Source organism: Microvirga yunnanensis, assembly GCF_025460875.1.
Genome location: NZ_JAMXFI010000166.1, coordinates 1 through 18,122, shown reverse-complemented (window position 1 = coordinate 18,122; position 18,122 = coordinate 1). Strand labels below are relative to the sequence as shown.

Sequence of the window (18,122 nt, the reverse complement as noted above, 5' to 3'; positions counted from 1 at the left end):
GAGCGCCGGTCCGCCGCACGCGCGCCGGCCGATCACGGCTGGTCCACCAACCCCTGAGCCGACGCATCGGAGGACTGCCCCGGAGCCGCGGCAACGGCCGGCGCGGACGCCGGCGGCGCGCAGAGGCCTGCCATCTGGATCAGGCCGAAGCCGAAGACGGGATCGCGCCCGGGCTGGCCGAGGTCACGCGTATGCTGCTCGAGGCGTGACTGGACCTCCTTGACGTCCAGCGTGGGGTTCGATGCGATCACCAGGCTTGCGGCAGCGGAGACGAACGGCACCGCGTAGGAGGTTCCCGTCCGCAGCACGCCGCTGCCCTCCGCCGAGGCCGTCCAGACGTTCACCCCGGGAGCGGACAGGTCGACATAGGGGCCACGGGTGGCGCGCCGGTAGACGTTGAGGTCGTGGTCGATGGCCGTCACCGCGACGACGCCCGGATAGGCTGCCGGGTAGGACGGCTCGGCCCCGGGACCGTTGTTGCCGGCGGCGGCAACGAACACGATGCCCTTGGCCTGGGCCGCTGCGACGGCCTGTTGCAGAACCTCGTTGGCCGGCCCCGACAGGCTCATGTTGATGACCCGGACCCCGCGCTCCGCCAGGGTCCCGATGGCGGCCACGAGGGTCATCACGTCGGTCCGGTCGGCCGTGCCGCCATCCCGGTAGAAGGCATCGACGGCCATGATCCGCGCCTGCGGCAGGAGACCGGGCGTCCGGCTTGTCGGCCGTCCGACGAGAAGGGCCGCGACCGCCGTGCCGTGATCCTGCAGCGACGGGACCGCATGGCGCTCCGGCTGGGCGATGATCTGGACTGCTTGCCCGTTCAAGGCCGGATGCTCGACATTCACCCCGGTATCGATCAGGCCGATGAGGGGAGCCGGGCCGCATTGGGGCGTCTCCGCGTCGGACCACTTCACGAGCGAAGCCCAGTTCACGGGAGGCTGGACCAGGCACTCGGCGCCCGTGCAGGCGGGCGGGTGCTCGTCGAGGTAATAGAATTCGTCGAAATCCACCGAGGCCCGCGCATCGGCGAGACGGACCAATTGCCGGGCTTGGGCGACCGACAGGCCAGCCGGGGCCCGCAGCCTGACCACTTGGGCGGCGATGCTGCCCTGGGTCCTGGCCTCGATGCGAAAACCCTGAGCGGTCAACCGGGCCAGGTTCTCGGGCGACAGGCCCGACGCCACGATGGAGCGTGTCGATTGCCGTGGCTTGGGCCGCCGGTCGATGTCCTCGGCGACCGGGAGGGGGCTGAGCGGCTTGACCTTGGCCGGAACAGCCGCCCGTGCGGCCGGCGTTCGCGTCGCGGACTTGGCCGCAGACTTCGCGGGAGACTTGCCTGCAGACTTGGCCGTGCCGGGTGTCGTCGATCCGGATGCGGTGGCCTTGCCTCGGCCCGCCGATGTCTTGCCGGCGCTCGCGCGGGCTCTGTCATTGGAGCGGGGATTGGCACCGTTCGATGCAGCACCGGCATGCAGTGGGCCGACCTTCACAGGTCCGCTGCCAAGGCCTTGGCTCGCACCCGCAACGGCTCCGTTGGCGGAATTGACGCTGCCGCTCGTTCCGGCATTGGCCTTGCTGCCATTGCCGCCGGCATTGCTGTTGCCCTTGCCCGCACCAAGGCCGCCGCCAGCGCTGGCTCCGCCGCCGAGGCTGCCTCCGTACCCGGCGCCTCCCGCATTGCCCCGGCCGGACCCGCCGCCTACGCCGCCGCCAAGACCACCGGCATTCGAATTGCCTCTGCCGCCGTTGCCATTGCCGCTTGCTGCGCTGCCGCCGGCCGCACCATTGCTCTTCCCGCCGCCGTTTCCGTTGCCGCCGCTGTTGCTGTTTCCTCCGGCATTACCGTTCCCGGGACCTCCGGCCCCGCCGCGTCCGCCATCCGAATTGCCGTTCCCGTTTCCTGCGCCACCGCCGGCCGAGCCCCCGCCGTTCCCGCCTGCGTTGCCATTCCCGTTGCCGCCGCCGTTGCCGTTCCCGCCACCGTTGCCGCCACCATTGCCGTTTCCACCGCCGCCTTTGGCGAACGCAGCTCCGCTTGCGACGGGAAGACCTGAATCATGGCCAAGATCCAGCTGAATGCGGACGGGGAGGGCAACAGCAAGGCCAGCCACCGCAACAAGGGTATGTCGCCACCAGCGTGTCATGGTTCCCTTTCGTGCCGGCAACTCAGCCGTAAACTTGGCCGTTGCAGGTCCACCCGCTTGTCAACGCGTGATGGGGCCTAAAAAGTTGCTCGGACCATCCACAAAATTGCATGTCATGTAGACTATCCGAGATGAACCGGAGCGAACCAATCACGAAATGTGTCCGATGGTTAGCTTGACCATGGGATCGGGCTTGTGCCGTCTGCTCGGCAGCATGGATCGTGGCGGATGCCACCCCGTCGTGAGCCCCGTAACAACCCTTTGTGTATCCTTGCGATAGACTGCGATGCCGGTATTCGACGCGATGTCGAAGCTCCCGTCCTCTTCCAGCCGAGGCCGCTCCTGGTGTTGAACGCCAGGGTCGGGAAACCGACCCACCCTACCTGAGATCGAACCTCAGCCGGATTGCCACAACCCTCGGCTATTCCGAGGCGAGCGCCGTCACGCGAGCATTCCGGCTCCGGCTCCGCCCGGCAATCCTGGGCACGGCCCTCGGCTTCGATCAGATCGGCGAGGCTGGAGGCCGGAACTCTCGAACGGTGGAATAAAGGCTGCTCGTGTCCCGGGATGTCAAGTCGATGGCTCTGAGGGTCAAGCACCAGCGTCGGGATCGGGTAGTCTCATGGTCATAAAGCCAGCAGCCAAGGACAACCAGAGCCAACCTGGAGCCCAAGGCCGTCCCGACACCGACATGTTCGCATTGAGGAGGACAGCTCATGCGCTGCACATCTGCTCTCGCTGCTGTTGCGGCTGTCGCGTGCACGGCCGTCCCGTTGCATGCAGAGGCTCAACCGCGGGATCGCCAGGTTAGGCAAGGCGATCCTCTCGTCCTGAGAGTGAGGCCGCGCAATTCCTTTGGTCGGGTCCCGCTCTACCTCATCGGCTCGACCTATGAGCCAAGAAACGCCTTCGATCCGATCGAGCTTGTGGCGCCACTTGGCCCCTCGGCCAACAATGTCACGATCACGTTGCCCCTATCCTCGGCGCATTGTCAGTTCACACGGGTCGACGCCACTCTGTTTGCCAGTCCCGGATGCCTGAGTCGATAAGACCGGTCGGACAGGCGCCCTTTGTGCCACACGGATGCATCCGCAGCACTCCATCCGTGCCTCAGGCTTTGTGATCCTGCGGAGAGGAGGTTTCCATGAAGATTCTGACCATGCTCATCGGTGGAGCGTTGACGGCTTGCGCAGGGTTCGCTTCTGCCCAATCGCAGCCCAATCCGATCCAGGGCACGCCCAACTCGCTCTTCCCCTACGCGGCTCCGAACGAGGTTCAGATCATCAACGGGGTGCCGTGCCGGACGGTTCTCGTTCAGGGCAGCAACATGCGCGTTCCAGTGGAATGCGCCGGTCGGGTCGCGACAGGGACCTTCGAGCCGAGTTCAACGGGGAGCATCCGGGTCGAGGAAGGAAGCGGACGCACCTTTGTGGGCCGACCGATCTCTGGCACGCCCAACTCGATTTTCCCTTATGCCGCGCCGAACGAGGTTCAGATCATCAACGGGGTGCCCTGTCGCACGATCCTCGTTGACGGCACCTATCGGGTTCCCGTGGAGTGCGCCCACTGAACGACGGTCACGGTCGTGGCATTGCGCGACGCGTGGTGCAACCCATCGTCGATGACGATGTCAGGAATCCGTGGGTGGCCTCGCATCCCGCCGGTATGGGGACGCCGGGTCGCGCCCCCATAGCGCCCTCGAAGCCTTGTCCAGCCCTCATGAGACGCCTGTCGCCTGGTCGACACTTCATGCTCGTTCATCGCGCCAAGCTGCGGGGCGCGACGAAATCGACTGGTCCGAAGGGGTTGCGCGATCCCACGAAGGGCCCGTTCGTGATCGGGTCCGGCAGAACACCCTGCCCGAAGCGCTCACGGTTCGACGCATAGGGTGGGTTTAGAAGATAGGCCTGCGTTTGCCCGTAGCCGCTGATGCCCGGGTCGATCGATCCGACAGGAACCACCGTGCCCGGGTCCAGGAAACTCCTCGGCGTCACGCGCAGGACCAGCGGGTCGCCTTGTTCAAGGGTCTGGCGTCGGCGATTCTGAGCCTCCACGTCCTGGGGAAGGACCAGGAGGGCCGCGGCGGCGATCATGATGATGACGGATGAATGGTGCATCGGACGTCCTCCTCTCTCGAAAGCCGTCGTTGCAGACATTGTCGCGGTGTGCAGTGGCCTTGGCCAATGACCACCTGCATGCCTGCGGGATCTCCGACGGAACGGTCGGGTTGCGGAAAGAGCCCCGTCCAGTCTTGTCCGAACGGGGCCGAGTTCAGCCGGAGGCCTCGACAAGGGATGAAGGGAAAGAGCGGGAAAGGCCTCCCAGGTCGGATCATGCCTGATCGCCGGAGGGCCGCTTGACCGATGAGGACAATCTTTGAACGTTCTGAGACAGACACGCGTTCAATGCGACGACGCGCGCCCGAACGCCGCCCCTTCAACGACGCGGCAGCCTCCAAGGACGTTCACGAGCGGAATGGCCGACCTTGGCCTTCCATCCGCACCGCCGGGATGAGCTGATCTTCGCGTCGACACCAGCTACTCCTCATTTTGGACCCAAGAGGGCTTTCCCCGCCCCAGCCCGGCCGACCCGCTCCCTTTGAGGAACGGGTTTTTCCGTTCATGGTTGGCTCATTGGTTGCCTCGGCGGCAACCCCCATAGGGCAAGAGCAACCCGGAGCGCTGATCTCCCATGGACAAACGCCACACCGCAGACGCTTTTCCCGACCGAGCCGCAGCGGCTTGGCCGTTCGGAGGCGGAGAGATGGCCGGCCGCATGCGTGATCACGACTGGACGGCAACCCCGCTTGGTCCGACCGAGACTTGGCCGCAGGCGCTGCGTACGGCCGTCGAGATGGCGCTCGCAAGCCCGCTCGTCTCGTCCCTCGTGTGCGGGCCCGACCGGATCCTGATCTACAATGACGCGGCCGCGGTATTATACGGAACCCGCCATCCCGCTGCACTCGGACGCCCTCTGCCGGAAACCTTTCCTGAAGGGTGGAGGACGGTCGCGCCCCTCTACGAGCGCGTCTTCACGGGGGAAAGTATCCAGGTCACCGCCCAGCCGCTCGATACGCGCGGCGAAGGCGAGGCCGCCTCGAACATCTTCGACGCCGTCCTGATCCCGCTCCGTGACGAGCAGGGCCGCGTCGCCTACGCGCACATGACGGGGTTCGAGGTCGGCGGCCGCCTGCGCGCCGAGGCTGCGTTGCGCGAAAGCGAGGAGCGGCAGGCGTTCCTGCTGAAGCTCAGCGACGCACTACGGGCCGAGCCAAACGCGGACGCCATCGCGAACTGTGCGCTTCGGATGTTGATTGCGAAGATGCAGCTCGACCGCAGCTACATCACGGTCTACCGGCTGGATGAGAACCGCGCCGACGTCACCCACCAGTTGGGGAACGATCGTGTGCCGCCGCTGCCCGAAATGTTTGTCTTGTCCGATTTCCCCGAAGCTTTTCGAGCCTTACACGACCGGACCTTCGTGATCGAGGACGACTTCGAACGACAGGGCCTATCGGACGCCGAGAAGCACAATAGCCGTAGCCTCGGGATGCGTGCCATGGTGGCTCCGACACTTCGTAAGGGCGAGAGCCATCCGCTCTGGTCCATGGTTGCGATTTCAGCGCAGCCTCGGCGCTGGACGCGAGGCGAGATTACCCTTGTGGAAGAAGTGGCGGAGCGCACCTGGGCGGCAATGGAGCGGGCGTGTGCAGAAGAGGCGCTGCGCGAGAGCGAAGGAAGCCTGCGCGTCATCATGGACAACGTCCCGGCGATGATCGGCTTCTACGACCGCGAGTTTCGCTATCGTGCCATCAACGAGGAGTTCAGCCGGTTCTTCAAGCGGCCGAAGGAAGGGATTATCGGCCGCACCGTGGCGGAAATCGCAGGCGAGCGTATCTTCGCGAGTTTGAAACCGTGGATGGAGCGGACGCTGGCCGGCGAGACAGTGCGGTGCGAGGATCAGGGCTGGAGGGCGGCCGATCCGAACCTCTGGGGCTGGACGGAGGAGAACTACATTCCGCACTTCGCCGCGTCCGGCGAAGTTGACGGCTTCTATGCCCTTGTCTTCGACATCACGGAACGCAAGAAAGCCGAGGAAGCTCTGCGTGAGAGCGAGGAGCGCTTCCGGGCTCTCGCCACCGCCGGCAGCTACATGATGTATCGCATGAGCCCGGACTGGCGGCACATGTATCAGCTCTCGGGCGAGGGCATGCTGGCCGATACGGTCGAACCGGTCGCGGACTGGGCCGACACTTATCTCTTGCCTGAAGATCAGCCGGTGATCTTCGCCGCCATCGAGGAGGCGATCCGCACCAAGTCTCTTTTCGAGCTGGAGCACCGCGTGCGCCAAGTCAACGGTGGAGTGGGCTGGGTTCTGTCGCGCGCCGTTCCGATCCTCGGGCCTGACGGAAACATCGTGGAGTGGTTCGGCACCGGTGTCGACGTGACCGCGAAGCGCAAGGTCGAAGAGAAGCTGCGCGAAGCGGAGGAACGCTACCGTGGTGAACTCGAGCAACAGGTCCGGGAGCGCACGGCTGATCTTCAGGCGAGCCGCGATCTCCTCCAGGCGACGATGGACTCGTCAATGGATATGATCCAGGTGTTCGAGGCGGTCCGGGACGGGGCTGGCGAGATCGTCGACTTTCGCTGGGTGCTCAACAATCACACCTCTGAGAGCAGGTATGGCAAAGTCGAGGGCGAGAGCCTGCTCACACGCAACCCCGGCGTCGTCCAAGAAGGTATCTTCGGCGCCTTCAAGCGTGTCACCGAGACGGGCAGGCCAGAGCAGGCCGAGCGGCACTACGTGCACGAGCAGTTCGACGGCTGGTTCTACCAGTCCGTCGTGAAGCTCGGCGACGGCGTGGCGACCACCACGAAGGAGATCACCGAGTGGAAGAAGGCGCAGGAAGAGGTCGTCCGTCTCCGGGATGCGGTTGCCCAGGCGAAGCTGCGCGAGAGCGAGGAGAAGTACCGGTCGCTGTTCGAGACCCTCGGCCAGGGATATGCCGAATGCGAGCTCATCCGCGGCGGTGACGGACATGCGACCGATCTTCGATACATCGCGTTGAACCCCGCTCTCGAGCGTCTTAGCGGCCTCAAGGTCGCCGAGACGGTCGGGCGGACGGCGCGCGAGGCCGTTCCGGGCATCGAGGAATCGCAGTTCGAGATGTACGAGAAGATCGTCGACGCCGGTGTGCCGGAGCGGCGCGAGTACGAAGTCGCTCCGTTGGGCCGGTGGTACGAATGCTACGTCTATCCGACCAAGAGCGATCGGTTTTTTGCCCTCTACGAAGATATTACCGAACGCAAACGCCGCGAACGGAATGCCGAACTGATGGCCGAGATCGGCCAGGACCTATCTGTTTTGTCGTCGCCTGACGAGATCATCCAGACGGTGGGTGCGCGCCTCGGCCACTTCCTGCACGCTTCGGGCTGCATTTTTGCGGATGTCGATGAAGTCAACAACGAAGCCACCATTCATCATGGCTGGAATGCCACCGATGTGCCGAGTCTCAAGCAGACATTTCGGCTGGCGGACTATTTTGGCGATGAGTTCGCCCGCGCCGGTCGTGCGGGCGAAACGGTTATCGTTTGCGACACCGCGCGTGACGAGCGGGCGGACGCAGACGCCTACGCTAGGCTGAAGCTCGGCGCCTTCATCACCGTTCCTTTCCAGCAGCAGGGGCGCTGGATAGCGAACATCACGGTTACCACCAGAGAACCGCGAACGTGGCGCGCGGACGAAATCGAGCTCCTGCAGGAGATTGCAAATCGCGTTTTCCCGCGCATCGAGCGCGCCCGCGCCGAGGCAGCACTGCGCGAGAGCGAGGAGCGATTCCGGCAGTTTGCCGATGCCTCCTCGGATGTGCTGTGGATCCGCGACGCCCAGACCATGACGATGGAATACCTGAACCCGGCCTTCGAGCGGGTGTACGGACACCCGCGGCAGAAGGTCCTAGCGGAAGGCCTGGGCGAATGGGGAGAGCTGATCCACCCGGAGGACCGTGACATGGCTCTGGAGAAGATGGAGTGTGTGCGCCGAGGGGAGCGGATCACTCATGAGTTCCGCCTCCTGCATCCGGATGGAGGAATCCGCTGGATCGAGAACACCGACTTCCCGCTCTTTGACATGCAGGGGAAGGTCCAGCGCATCGGCGGCTATGCCAAGGACGTGACGGAGAAGAAGGAAATTGCCGAGCGAATGAAGGTGCTGGTGGCCGAACTCCAGCATCGCACCCGCAACCTCATCGTCGTGGTGCGCTCCATTGCGGACCGGACGCTGGCCACCAGCTCCTCTCTTGACGAATTCCGGGGCCGCTTCCGTGACCGCATGGGTGCGCTCGGGCGGGTGAACGGTTTGCTGTCGCAGCTCAACGAGCGTGACCGCATCAGCTTCGACGAACTGATCCGGACGGAACTCGCCGGGCATGGGGTCGTGGATGGCGAGGGACATGAGCAGGTGACGCTGGAGGGACCGAAAGGCATACGCCTCCGCTCCGCCACAGTGCAGAGCTTCGCGCTGGGGCTGCATGAGCTCGCCACCAATGCGGTCAAGCACGGGGCGCTCTCCCGTCCGGAGGGGCGCCTCGCCATCCGCTGGGGCCTGGTTCCCGGACAGGACGGGGAGCCCCGCCTGCGGGTGGAGTGGCAAGAGAGCGGCGTGACTGTGCCCCCGCCTGCCCGAGGGCAACCTTACCGGAGGGGCTCCGGGCGTGAACTGATCGAGCGGTCACTTCCCTATCAGCTCGGTGCCGACACATCGTACGAACTCACGCCGGAAGGGGTGCGTTGCACGATCACCCTGCCGATCTCCACCATGCACTGGGAGGCGGAGCATGCCTGATCCTCTGACTGCCTCTGCCCTGCGCGGCCGCCGCATCCTGGTGGTCGAGGATGAGTACATGATGGCCGAGGACTTGCGGTGCGACCTGGAAGAGGCGGGGGCCCAGGTAATCGGCCCGGTGCCGAGTGTGGCGGATGCGCTGAGGCTGCTGGCGACGGAAATGAGCATCGACGCGGCGATCCTCGACGTGAACCTCCGAGGCGAGAAAGCCTATCCGGTCGCCGACGTCCTGCGCGAGCGCACCATCCCCTTCGTGCTGGCAACCGGCTACGAGCAGTGGGCGCTGCCGGAGGCCTACAAGGACGTGCCCCGCTGTGACAAGCCGGTCGACCTGCGCCACCTCGCTCTTGTGCTCTTCAATTGATGTTGCATCAACGGACTGGATTATTGGTGGACAGGATCGCTCCTCGCGTGGGGCTGACCTGGGTCGAACTTCGGTGAGGGCAGCCGACCTTCGCACAGCATCCCCTAAGGGCCCAATCCGACCCAAAGCAGTTCTCAGGATTGCCTGTGTCGTGGATCAAGCTTGGCTCAGACAAGGTCGCGAGGCCGAGCCGCCCCTGGCGGATGAGCGCCACCAGACAAGACGCACGATGCGACGATGTCGTGCTTTCGAAAGCGTCGTTGCATTCTCCGGCGCGACTGTGCGCGCAACAGGACGCTTCAGGGATCCACAGGAAATCGGACGATGACGCTCGTGCCGGTGCCGTCCCCATCGGTTGCGATGGTGCCGCCGAGCTGGGCCGCCATGGAGCGGATCAGGCGCGTCCCGAGACCCGCCGATGGTCTCGGCCTGCTCTCCGGGGTCAATCCGATTCCGTCATCCTCAACGGCGACCCTGAAGGTGTCTCCCCGGCGGCTGAAATCGACCGTGATTGTGCCGCCACGGTCGTCGGGAAAGGCATATTTAAGGCTGTTCGTCAGCAGCTCATTGATGATCAGCCCGACAGGGACCACGCGCTCCTGTGGCAGCAGATGACGCTCTGCCCGCACGGTGATTGCGATCGGCCGAAGGTCCACCAGTGCGGCCTTCAGGTCGTCACAGAGCTCGGTGATGAAGTCGGCGGCGTTGACGACCGCGCTGGTGCCCTCGCCCAGCCGCAGGCGCTCCTGCACCCGGCTGAGGACGTGGATGCGGTCGGCCGCGGAGGTCAAGGCCGACCTCGCTGATGGGTCGTGTACCGTCCGCTCCTGGAGCCGCACCAGCGCCGTGAGCATCATGAGGTCGTTCTTCATCCGGTGGCCGGCTTCCCGCAGGAGCAGATCCTTCTCCTGCTCGGCGGCTGCGAGCCGTCTGTTCGCCTGCGTGAGCCCGTGGGCGGTGGTGTGCAGGGCCTCGATGATCCCTGCCGTGGTGAACCCGATCACGAGGTACAGGATGAGGCCGAGGGTGGCCCGATGATCCTCAATCCTAAGGCTCCCGACCGGCTCAAGGAAGAAGTAGTCCGCCAGAACAGCGCTCAGTGCGACCGTGTAGAAGCCGCTGCCCCGGTTGAACAGGACGGCGTTGACGATAATGGCCATGAAGAACAGCAGGAAGGGGAACGCGGGCAGGTACGCGCTAAGGCCGATGCGCAGCACCAGCATGATCAGGACGACCAGCGTCGCGCCTAGATAACGGGCCCAGACCGGCCAGCTTCGCGTGAGGAAGGTATAGGTGAAGAATGCCTGCATGTCCGAGCCGTCAAGCCTTTCCGACGGCCGAGGTTCCCATTGAGGGAGGGGCAAAATGCCGGAACGGATGACGCTAAGCTTCGTTCGGCCTAACCTCAGGGCCTCAATCATCACGCATTAGACCATTCTCAAGGCCGGGAAAGTTTGCTGTCTGACCCCGCTCGGACGATTATCGGCCCGGTTGAACAAGACGGACCACCCTGCCAGATGCTGGCTTTCCAGACGCAGCCTCGTCGACCTTCGCGAGAAAAGCCTTCGGGGCATAAGGTTTCGTGAGAAGAGGAAAGCCTTCTTCTATGGCAGCCCCTGTGGCGTCGCTGTAGCCGCTCATCAGCAGCACAGGGACGTACGGCCACCGCTCACGCACCGTGCGGGCAAGATCAAGTCCATCCTGACCGCCCGGCATGACCAGGTCGGAACAGACCAGATCGAACGCTTCCGCCTCCAAGACGGCCAGGGCCTCCGCAACGGATCCGCACACCCGGACGTCATGCTGGGCTTCGGTCAGCAGCATCCGTCCGACCTCTGCGACCTCAGGGTTGTCTTCGACGAGCAGAACGCGCAGCTTGCGCCGGACGCTATCCTGCTGCTCATGCGCGCTGGGGAGCTGGCTGTCGTCTTGCCGCGCGGCCCGAGGCAGATACAGTGTGACTGTCGTTCCTCGACCGGGCTCACTGCGGATGTCGACTGAGCCGCCGGATTGCTGGGCGAAGCCATATACCTGTGCCAATCCGAGGCCCGATCCTCGTCCCACCTCCTTGGTCGTGAAGAACGGTTCGAAGACCCGCGTCAACACCTCGCGCGGGATGCCGGCTCCCGTGTCGCTGACGGTGATCGCGACAGCCTCGGTCAGGCCGCCGTCACGCAGTACCAAGTTCTGTGCCGTCACAACGAACGAGCCGCCTTTCGGCATTGCATCGCGAGCGTTGACGGCCAGATTGATGAGGGCGACCTGGAGTTGAGAGGCGTCGGCCTGTACGGGCCAGAGATCTTCTGCAAGATTCAGCTCAATGGAGATGTCCCCGCGCAGGGATTGCGCCAGCATGTCGTGGGTGGCGGCCATCAGGGACGGGATCTCGATGACCTCGGACTTGAGCGCCTGCCGACGGCCGAAGGCGAGAAGCTGTCCGGTCAATTTCCGCCCCTGATCGATCGCCTGAATGGCGTTCTCAATCAGGCGGGGCTTGCGATCCTCCTTCGCCCGGCGGGCTAGATCGAGATTGCCCAGCATGATCGTCAGCAGGTTGTTGAAGTCGTGGGCGACACCGCTCACCAGAGCCGCCACCGCCTCCATCTTCTGAGCGCGCCGCAACTGCTCCTCCAGCTCGCGCGCCCTGGTGACATCCATGGAAGTGCCGAGCAGCTTTGTCACCCGTCCGGTCGCATCGATGATCGGTCGCACGACCGCGTGTCGGATATAGGGGCCGGACGGCCCTTCACCTTCGACCTCATACTCCACAGGTTGCCTCGACGTGAGGCACTCACGGTAATGCTCCTCGATTGTGGCTCCGATGCTGCCTGGGAAGGCGTCTCGAGGGCTTCTGCCGATCACCTGCTCACGCGACCATCCTGTGATTGCCGCCAGGGCCGGGTTCATTTCTTCGATCGTCAGGGAGCTATCCGGATTGACCCGGGTCAGCAGAAGGCCGACAGGCGCTTCCTGAAGCAGGGCATGGATGCGAGCCTCGCTCTCCTGTAACCGTGCTTGTGTTGCAAGCCGCTGACGGGTCTGCCGGATTGCCAGGAACGTGATGCCTGAGAGTGAACCGGCAACGGCAAATGCCAGACCGGCAGAGAGCACAAGATCCTTGTGCCAGCCGGCGAGCACGGCTTGGAGTGAGCGCCCATACGAGACATAGACAGGATAGCCCGGCAGCTTCCTGTTCGCATACAGGCGCTCGACTCCATCGAGCTGAGCCACCTGTCGGTAGGGCGTGTCCGCTCCCCTCTGGATCGCCTGCATCAGGCCGCTCTCTGCCGTCAGCCGCATGGGCTTGCTCAGGGGCTGGGGGCCTCGAGCCAAGATCGTCCCATCGTCCCTGATGATCGAGAACGAGTCATCGGGGCTGAGAGACAAGCTTTTCAGGGCGCCGGCAAAGTAAGCCGGATCCAGGGAGGTCACGATCAGCCCATCGAAGCCTGCCTCAGCCGTTCGCCGCCGCGCGACATTGAAGAACAAGCCGGGGCTGGAGCGTCCGAGCCGCGGTTCGCCGATGTAGGTTCCCGATGGTCGGTCCTTGAGAGCCTGAAAGTAGTCCCGATCCCCGACACGGGAGGTGTCAGGGGCCGGGAAGTACCGGCTGCTGTTGCGGCCTCGGCCCTCTGGGTCGATCAGCCAGATCACATCGACGATCGGGAGGTTCTGGTCGAGTTGTAGCAGCCAGCGATGCAAATCCTCGGAGGCGGCGATGTCGTCCCAGGACATACCTTGGATACGATCATCAACCCGGCTGATGAGCAGTTCCTGCAACTCGAACACACGCAGTGCGTGCTCTGCCAGTACATCGGTGGCTCGCCTGACAGTCGCTTCGGCTTCCCGCAGATGCTGCCGGTAGCTCTGCCACGCCCCAAAGCCGAAGAAGAGGAGGGGGATGAGCAGTGAAGCGGCCGCAAGCGCCTGCAACGATGGAAGGGACAGACCTCCAACTCTGGTCGACGGCTTCCTCACTTCAGGGGTGAGAGTGGCGTTAGTCACGACTGACCGATTTGTAGCGATCGCGTGTCCATTCGAGGATCCGTCCGCCACTTAGGCTGCTGTAAGCATCATGGAACCGACCCTTGACTGAGCGTCCGCCCTTGCAGCCTGGGACAGGGCAATGCTCAGGAGTTGGGCTCCGCTCTCATCGGCGACCGTCAGCCGCCATTCGGCCTGGCTGAGTGCCATCCAACTCTTTGACAAGGCTTGGGCGTCCTGAGGGGCATGAGCCCTTGCGGCCTCGAGCGAAGGGAGGGCAACACCCCATGGATCGGGGTAGGTGCGCCGTCCGTCCGAGATATGAAAGAAATCACGCGGCATGGCTGGTCCTCACGGCCGCGCTTACAACGTGAAGCAGGTCCCTTGGTTCCCATCGTCACCCAATGAAATGTTCTCTGTCGTGAGGGCCTGGTTTTGGCATTTCAAGGCAGGGGAGTTTGGAGGCTCGGCTCCTGGCACTCCTCGGATGAAAGCCGAGCGTCTGCTGGCGTCGGGAACAGCGGCCACGAAGGGGCCCTTGGAATCGTTAGGGCAGCAACCTCAGGAAGGCCAGTATCGTCGCCGCGGAATTGTCGGACGCGAGCTGAAAAAACGTGCCGACCTCATTCTCATCCTTGCCGCCGCCTGCGAGATCGGACAGAGAGCGGAACGCGATGAAGGGCGTCTTGTTGGCGTAGGCGACGTGGGCAACAGCCGCCGATTCCATGTCCAGCAATGATGCCCCGAACGCCGTGCCGACATATTCACGGAACGCCTTATTGTCGACGAAAGCCTGGCCTGAGACCCCCTTGCCGCCGACCACGAGCCGCGGCCGGCGCTGAAGGCATTCATTGTTGGCCGTGCACTGCGTTAAGGCCGGCTCGTCCTGAAGCTTTCTCGCCAGATCGAGCAGCCCGGGATCCACCGGAAACCAAAGCACTTTCTCCGGCACGCCGGGGCGTTGCGCAACCTCCACGGGCTGCGGGAAGATCATGCCGAAGTTCGGTACCGTACGGTCCGCGAAGGGCGGCAATGCAAAGCCACCGTCCACCTCGCGCGCAAACACCGCTTCGAGATACTCGCACCAAGCATCCGGTACGATGACGTCGCCGATCTGGAGCGCCGGATCGACCCCGCCGGCAATACCGGAGAACACCAAGCGGTCGAGAGTGAAATGATCGAGCGCGAGCTGGGTTGTCATGGCCGCATTCACCATGCTGATCCCGCTCAGGAACAGGACCACGGCCTTGCCCGCGATCCTGCCGGTTACGAAGACCGTTTCGTTGACGACCCGCTCCTCGCGATCTGTGAGGCTCGCTTGCAGCGCCAGCCATTCGGGCTGGAAGGCCGAGATGATTGCAGTGCGGCGGACATCATCGCGCGGGGCCGCCCGCAACGGTTCGAGCGGTGCACCGGCGAGCAACAGCCACACACCAAGAAGCGCGACACGAATGCGCCGCATCGTATCCTGGTTCGCGCCAGGAGCTCGCGTCACCGGGTTGGTCAGGGACATTCCCCCCTCACTTCTGATTGCACAGCGTGCCTCACCGCGGTGCGAGGTCGCCGATGAGGTCGTTGACCACCTTGGACATCGTCATGGCGGCTGAGATGTTGAACCTGTTGATCGCGACGAATACCCCGATGCCCCGGGCCGGCGAAAGGCCGTGTAGCTAAACACCCCCTGCAAGCCGCCGGCCTTTTGAAGGATCAAGGGCCGGTCGCCCTCCGGCCGCATAATGATCCAGCCCAGCCCGATGGCATCCATGCGGCCGGATTCGTCGAGGCTGAGAACAGGACGCAAGCCGTCGCGCTGGACGTATGCCGCGTGATCAAGGAGGCGGATTTCGGCACCCGTGGCATCCGTCCGATCCAGATGCCATGCCAGCCAGCGCAGGATGTCGTTCGTCGACGAGTAGAGACCGCCCGAACCGACCGCCATGGAGCTTGTGGGAACCACCGGCATCGGGCTGCCATCGATATCGTGGCCCTGCATCAGGTTCGAGAGTTGGGCTTCAGTTGGCGAGAAGGTTGTTGCCGTCAGCCCCGCGGGCTGAAGCACGCGCTCACGCAGCAGATCCTCGTAAGGGCGCTTGGCGGCGGAGGACAGGGCCTGCGCCAGGAGATCGAAGGCGATGTTCGAGTACTGTGCCCCTGTTCCCGGGGGGAACAGCAGCCGGTCCTGCTTCAGGTGGGCGATGAACGCCTCCTTGGTGAGGGTCCGCATCGGATCCTCGGGCGGGCTCGGCGGGCGCCCGATCTCCCGCGGCAAGCCGCTGGTATGGGTGACGAGGTCGATGAGGCGGATCGGACGACCGTCTCGGGTCGGAACAGCAACATCCCAATTCAGGTGCCTGTCGAGCGGGTCCGTCAGCCGCACCGTCCCGTCGGCCACCAGGCTGGCTAGGACCGCGCCGGTGAAGACCTTCGTGATCGAACCCACCCGCATCAGGGTGTCGCCGTCGGGAGCCTGGTCGACGCTATCGCTCGTCCGACCGAAGCCGGCCACGGCGGTCTCGCCGTTGCGCACGGCGCCGATGATGAGACTAGGAACCCCAGAGCTGTAGTAGAGGATGGAGCCCGTGAAGTTGATGCTCTCCTCGAGGAGTCGGTCGCGGGCGTGGGCAGGGGGAGCCAGGCTGACTGCAAAGGCAGCAACGGCGATGGTGACCCACATCCTCATGGCAGCATCCTGCTAGGTCGCGTGTAGCCATGTTAGCAGATGCTTGCTGCCCGAACTTGGGCGGAGAAGCTAGGCCTATCCCGAATTGCCAAAGCCTGCCTTTGTGAAAGGTCGGCTCATGTCACGACTCTTCGCTATCATCTTGGTCATTCTTCCGTCTGGAGGCGTGCAACATCGCCAAGACTAAACGCAGACGATAGCGATGGTGACGGCGGAGATGCCGAGCACCTCAAGAAGGCAAAAAAGGTCGCTTCACTGCTGCGGCGATGAGCCCACCACAGCCTTCCAGATTGCATCCTTGGCCGTGACGAGGGCTGGAGTGGCAAGTTCGGTCGGAGGCTGCGTCCGCTTTTCCCCAGCCGTCACGAGCACAGCCATCCAGATCTCTCCATCGGTGGAGTAGGGGTCGCCCTCACCGTTACGTCCGCTCAGCGTCGGCCCGATTCCCGACACCTGATAACGCACCTCGACCATTCCGGCCTGCACGAGGTCGGAAATCAATCCGTCACGCTCCGCATCGATGTCCGGAGCAATGTGATGGGTGACCTGACCCGTGTATCGGCTCAAGCCCACGCCGCGGTCGAAGGTCGCCGAACCGAGCCAGACGGGGCGGCCTTCCTGCCCGCGCGCCAGAACGTTCCAGAGCCGAACGTGGTGCCGACGGTCGGCGCTCGAGCCCACCGGCTTCTCGAAAGCGAGATCCTCCCGTCGTCCCTCGTAGAAGAGGGGGCTGACCGGAGCATCCGGATCCGGCCGGTCGAGGACCACGCTGCCGATGATCTTCAGACTGGTCCGGAAAGTGATCGGGTCGGCCGGATGCCAGCCGGCAGCGTGCATGGCTCGCACGATATCCTCCTGGGAGCCGACGAGGCCGACATTCAGTGGATCGCCAGGGATGCCCTGTCCCGTGTGGGTCAGCATGGGCTGACCCTCGAGGCCGCGCTGGTGCTCGTAGTGGGACCATGCCGATGGCAGGGCCACGTAGGCGAGAACACCGTAGAGCCCGAGAAGGATCAGGCCCAACAGCAGGCCGCTTCTCACCTTTGGGTGACGGGGCGACGGCATGGCCTCATTTCGGGAACAGCAACTGGACCTGGGCCCGGAGCTGCCAGTCCGGACCCTCGGTCGGATGGACCACATTGTAGTAAGCCGCGAGTTGCATGTTCACCGGCTGCTTGCCGATCTTGAACACCCGGCCGAACCCGCCGCCGACCGGCACCGTCCAGCGATCCTGCGGCTTTGCCTCCCAGTTGGCCGTCGCGATCGGGGAGGTGGTCAGGTACCAGCCTCCGGAGAAGTTGTAGTTGACGAAGGGCTGAATCGTCGTCTGGTTGACTGCCTGCGGTCCGCCCTCGAAGGACCAGAGCTGGTTGACGAGCACTCCGACTACCCAGGGACCGTGAGTCGTCAGGGCGACGGCCGCTGGCCCGGCGCCCCATTTCTGCGCGCCGAGGGCCTCGTTGGTTGCGGTTGGTACGAGGAAGGTCGGGCCGATGCCCCAGATGATCCCGTGGGTCGGCTTCGAGGGCGAGAGGAAGAAGGTGGGGTTCAGATCGCCGAGGCCGAACTCCCGGTCGCCGGTGACGGTGAGAGGCGGCTGGGAGACGACCGGCAGGATCCAGCGGGTGATCAGGTTCCAGTCCTCGTTCAGCTTGATCGGGATCACCGGCTGGATGTTGAGGATGTCCTGCTGCTGCTTGTGCGGGCCGACACGGAAGTTGAGATTGTTCTGAAATGGCACGCTGATCAGGTCGGCGACCGGGTTCTGCGCCTGCTTGGCGAGATCGCTGCTCCCGCCATCCTCCGATCGCGCATCCGCGGATTGCGCCAGAGGAGCGGTGTTCCACACCATCATCGCCGCTGTCGCGACAATCCCTATCCATCCGGCTCGAATCGCAGCTCGTGCAATTCCCATGAGGGTGCTCCCTGTATCGGCCGCGGCAGGATTGCCGCATTCGGTCGGGACTGGCCCATGCTCCTACGCGGCCCGTGTTCAGAACTTGGCGCTGATGCCGATGACGGGTCCGTGCTGGAGCATGTCGAACTCGTAGCGCTGCCGGCCCTCGCCCTGGACATAATCCACGTACAGCGCCCGGTAGCCGACCAC

At 64.3% G+C, this 18,122-nt stretch carries 13 protein-coding genes; 4 read left to right on the top strand and 9 right to left on the bottom strand.

Annotated features, from left to right (window positions below):
• Positions 1-32: 32 nt before the first annotated feature.
• A complete protein-coding gene (locus NF876_RS40120) occupies positions 33-2,144 on the bottom strand; it encodes a S8 family serine peptidase (RefSeq protein WP_210806197.1) in 2,112 nt (703 codons plus the stop codon).
• 1,144 nt (positions 2,145-3,288) lie between these two features.
• On the opposite strand from NF876_RS40120, the gene NF876_RS40115 reads away from it, so the two are divergent.
• Complete coding sequence (locus tag NF876_RS40115) at positions 3,289-3,714, top strand: hypothetical protein (protein WP_210806195.1); 426 nt, start codon at positions 3,289-3,291, stop codon at positions 3,712-3,714.
• Between the two features lie 187 nt (positions 3,715-3,901).
• Here the strand turns inward: NF876_RS40115 and NF876_RS40110 are convergent, their stop codons facing one another.
• Positions 3,902-4,261: a hypothetical protein gene (locus NF876_RS40110; RefSeq protein ID WP_210806193.1), complete on the bottom strand. Its 360-nt coding sequence runs from the start codon at positions 4,259-4,261 to the stop codon at positions 3,902-3,904.
• A 646-nt stretch (positions 4,262-4,907) separates the two neighbouring features.
• Here NF876_RS40110 and NF876_RS40105 point away from each other — a divergent pair.
• On the top strand, positions 4,908-8,987 hold the full coding sequence (locus NF876_RS40105; RefSeq protein ID WP_247654227.1) for a PAS domain-containing protein: 4,080 nt from the start codon (positions 4,908-4,910) through the stop codon (positions 8,985-8,987).
• The gene (locus NF876_RS40100; protein ID WP_173945388.1) at positions 8,980-9,351 is read left to right on the top strand and encodes a response regulator; all 372 of its coding nucleotides are present in this window, start codon (positions 8,980-8,982) and stop codon (positions 9,349-9,351) included. The genes NF876_RS40105 and NF876_RS40100 overlap by 8 nt, the downstream gene beginning before the upstream one ends.
• 299 nt (positions 9,352-9,650) lie before the next feature.
• On the opposite strand, the gene NF876_RS40095 is transcribed toward NF876_RS40100, so the two are convergent.
• Both NF876_RS40095 and NF876_RS40090 read right to left on the bottom strand, forming a co-directional pair.
• On the bottom strand, positions 9,651-10,661 hold the full coding sequence (locus tag NF876_RS40095; RefSeq protein ID WP_173945389.1) for a sensor histidine kinase: 1,011 nt from the start codon (positions 10,659-10,661) through the stop codon (positions 9,651-9,653).
• Positions 10,662-10,830: 169 nt separating this feature from the next.
• Entirely contained in the window at positions 10,831-13,086 is a 2,256-nt protein-coding gene (locus NF876_RS40090; protein ID WP_210806191.1) for a hybrid sensor histidine kinase/response regulator family protein, read from the bottom strand.
• 3 nt (positions 13,087-13,089) lie between these two features.
• Between NF876_RS40090 and NF876_RS40085 the strand changes: the two genes are divergently transcribed.
• A complete protein-coding gene (locus tag NF876_RS40085) occupies positions 13,090-13,263 on the top strand; it encodes a hypothetical protein (protein ID WP_173945391.1) in 174 nt (57 codons plus the stop codon).
• A 144-nt stretch (positions 13,264-13,407) separates the two neighbouring features.
• On the opposite strand, the gene NF876_RS43750 is transcribed toward NF876_RS40085, so the two are convergent.
• The 5 genes from NF876_RS43750 to NF876_RS40065 form a co-directional block, all read right to left on the bottom strand.
• Positions 13,408-13,677, bottom strand: coding sequence for a DUF6894 family protein (locus NF876_RS43750; protein WP_371823125.1), 270 nt, complete (start codon positions 13,675-13,677; stop codon positions 13,408-13,410).
• Between the two features lie 205 nt (positions 13,678-13,882).
• A complete protein-coding gene (locus NF876_RS40080; protein ID WP_247654226.1) occupies positions 13,883-14,848 on the bottom strand; it encodes a 5'-methylthioadenosine/S-adenosylhomocysteine nucleosidase in 966 nt (321 codons plus the stop codon).
• A gap of 81 nt (positions 14,849-14,929) precedes the next feature.
• Positions 14,930-16,015, bottom strand: coding sequence for a D-alanyl-D-alanine-carboxypeptidase/endopeptidase AmpH (ampH, locus tag NF876_RS40075; RefSeq protein WP_247654225.1), 1,086 nt, complete (start codon positions 16,013-16,015; stop codon positions 14,930-14,932).
• Positions 16,016-16,267: 252 nt separating this feature from the next.
• Positions 16,268-17,080, bottom strand: coding sequence for an LssY C-terminal domain-containing protein (locus tag NF876_RS40070; protein WP_173945393.1), 813 nt, complete (start codon positions 17,078-17,080; stop codon positions 16,268-16,270).
• A gap of 4 nt (positions 17,081-17,084) precedes the next feature.
• Positions 17,085-17,930 (bottom strand): hypothetical protein, encoded by an 846-nt coding sequence (locus NF876_RS40065; RefSeq protein WP_262273341.1) that lies wholly within the window; start codon positions 17,928-17,930, stop codon positions 17,085-17,087.
• Between the last annotated feature and the right edge of the window lie 192 nt (positions 17,931-18,122).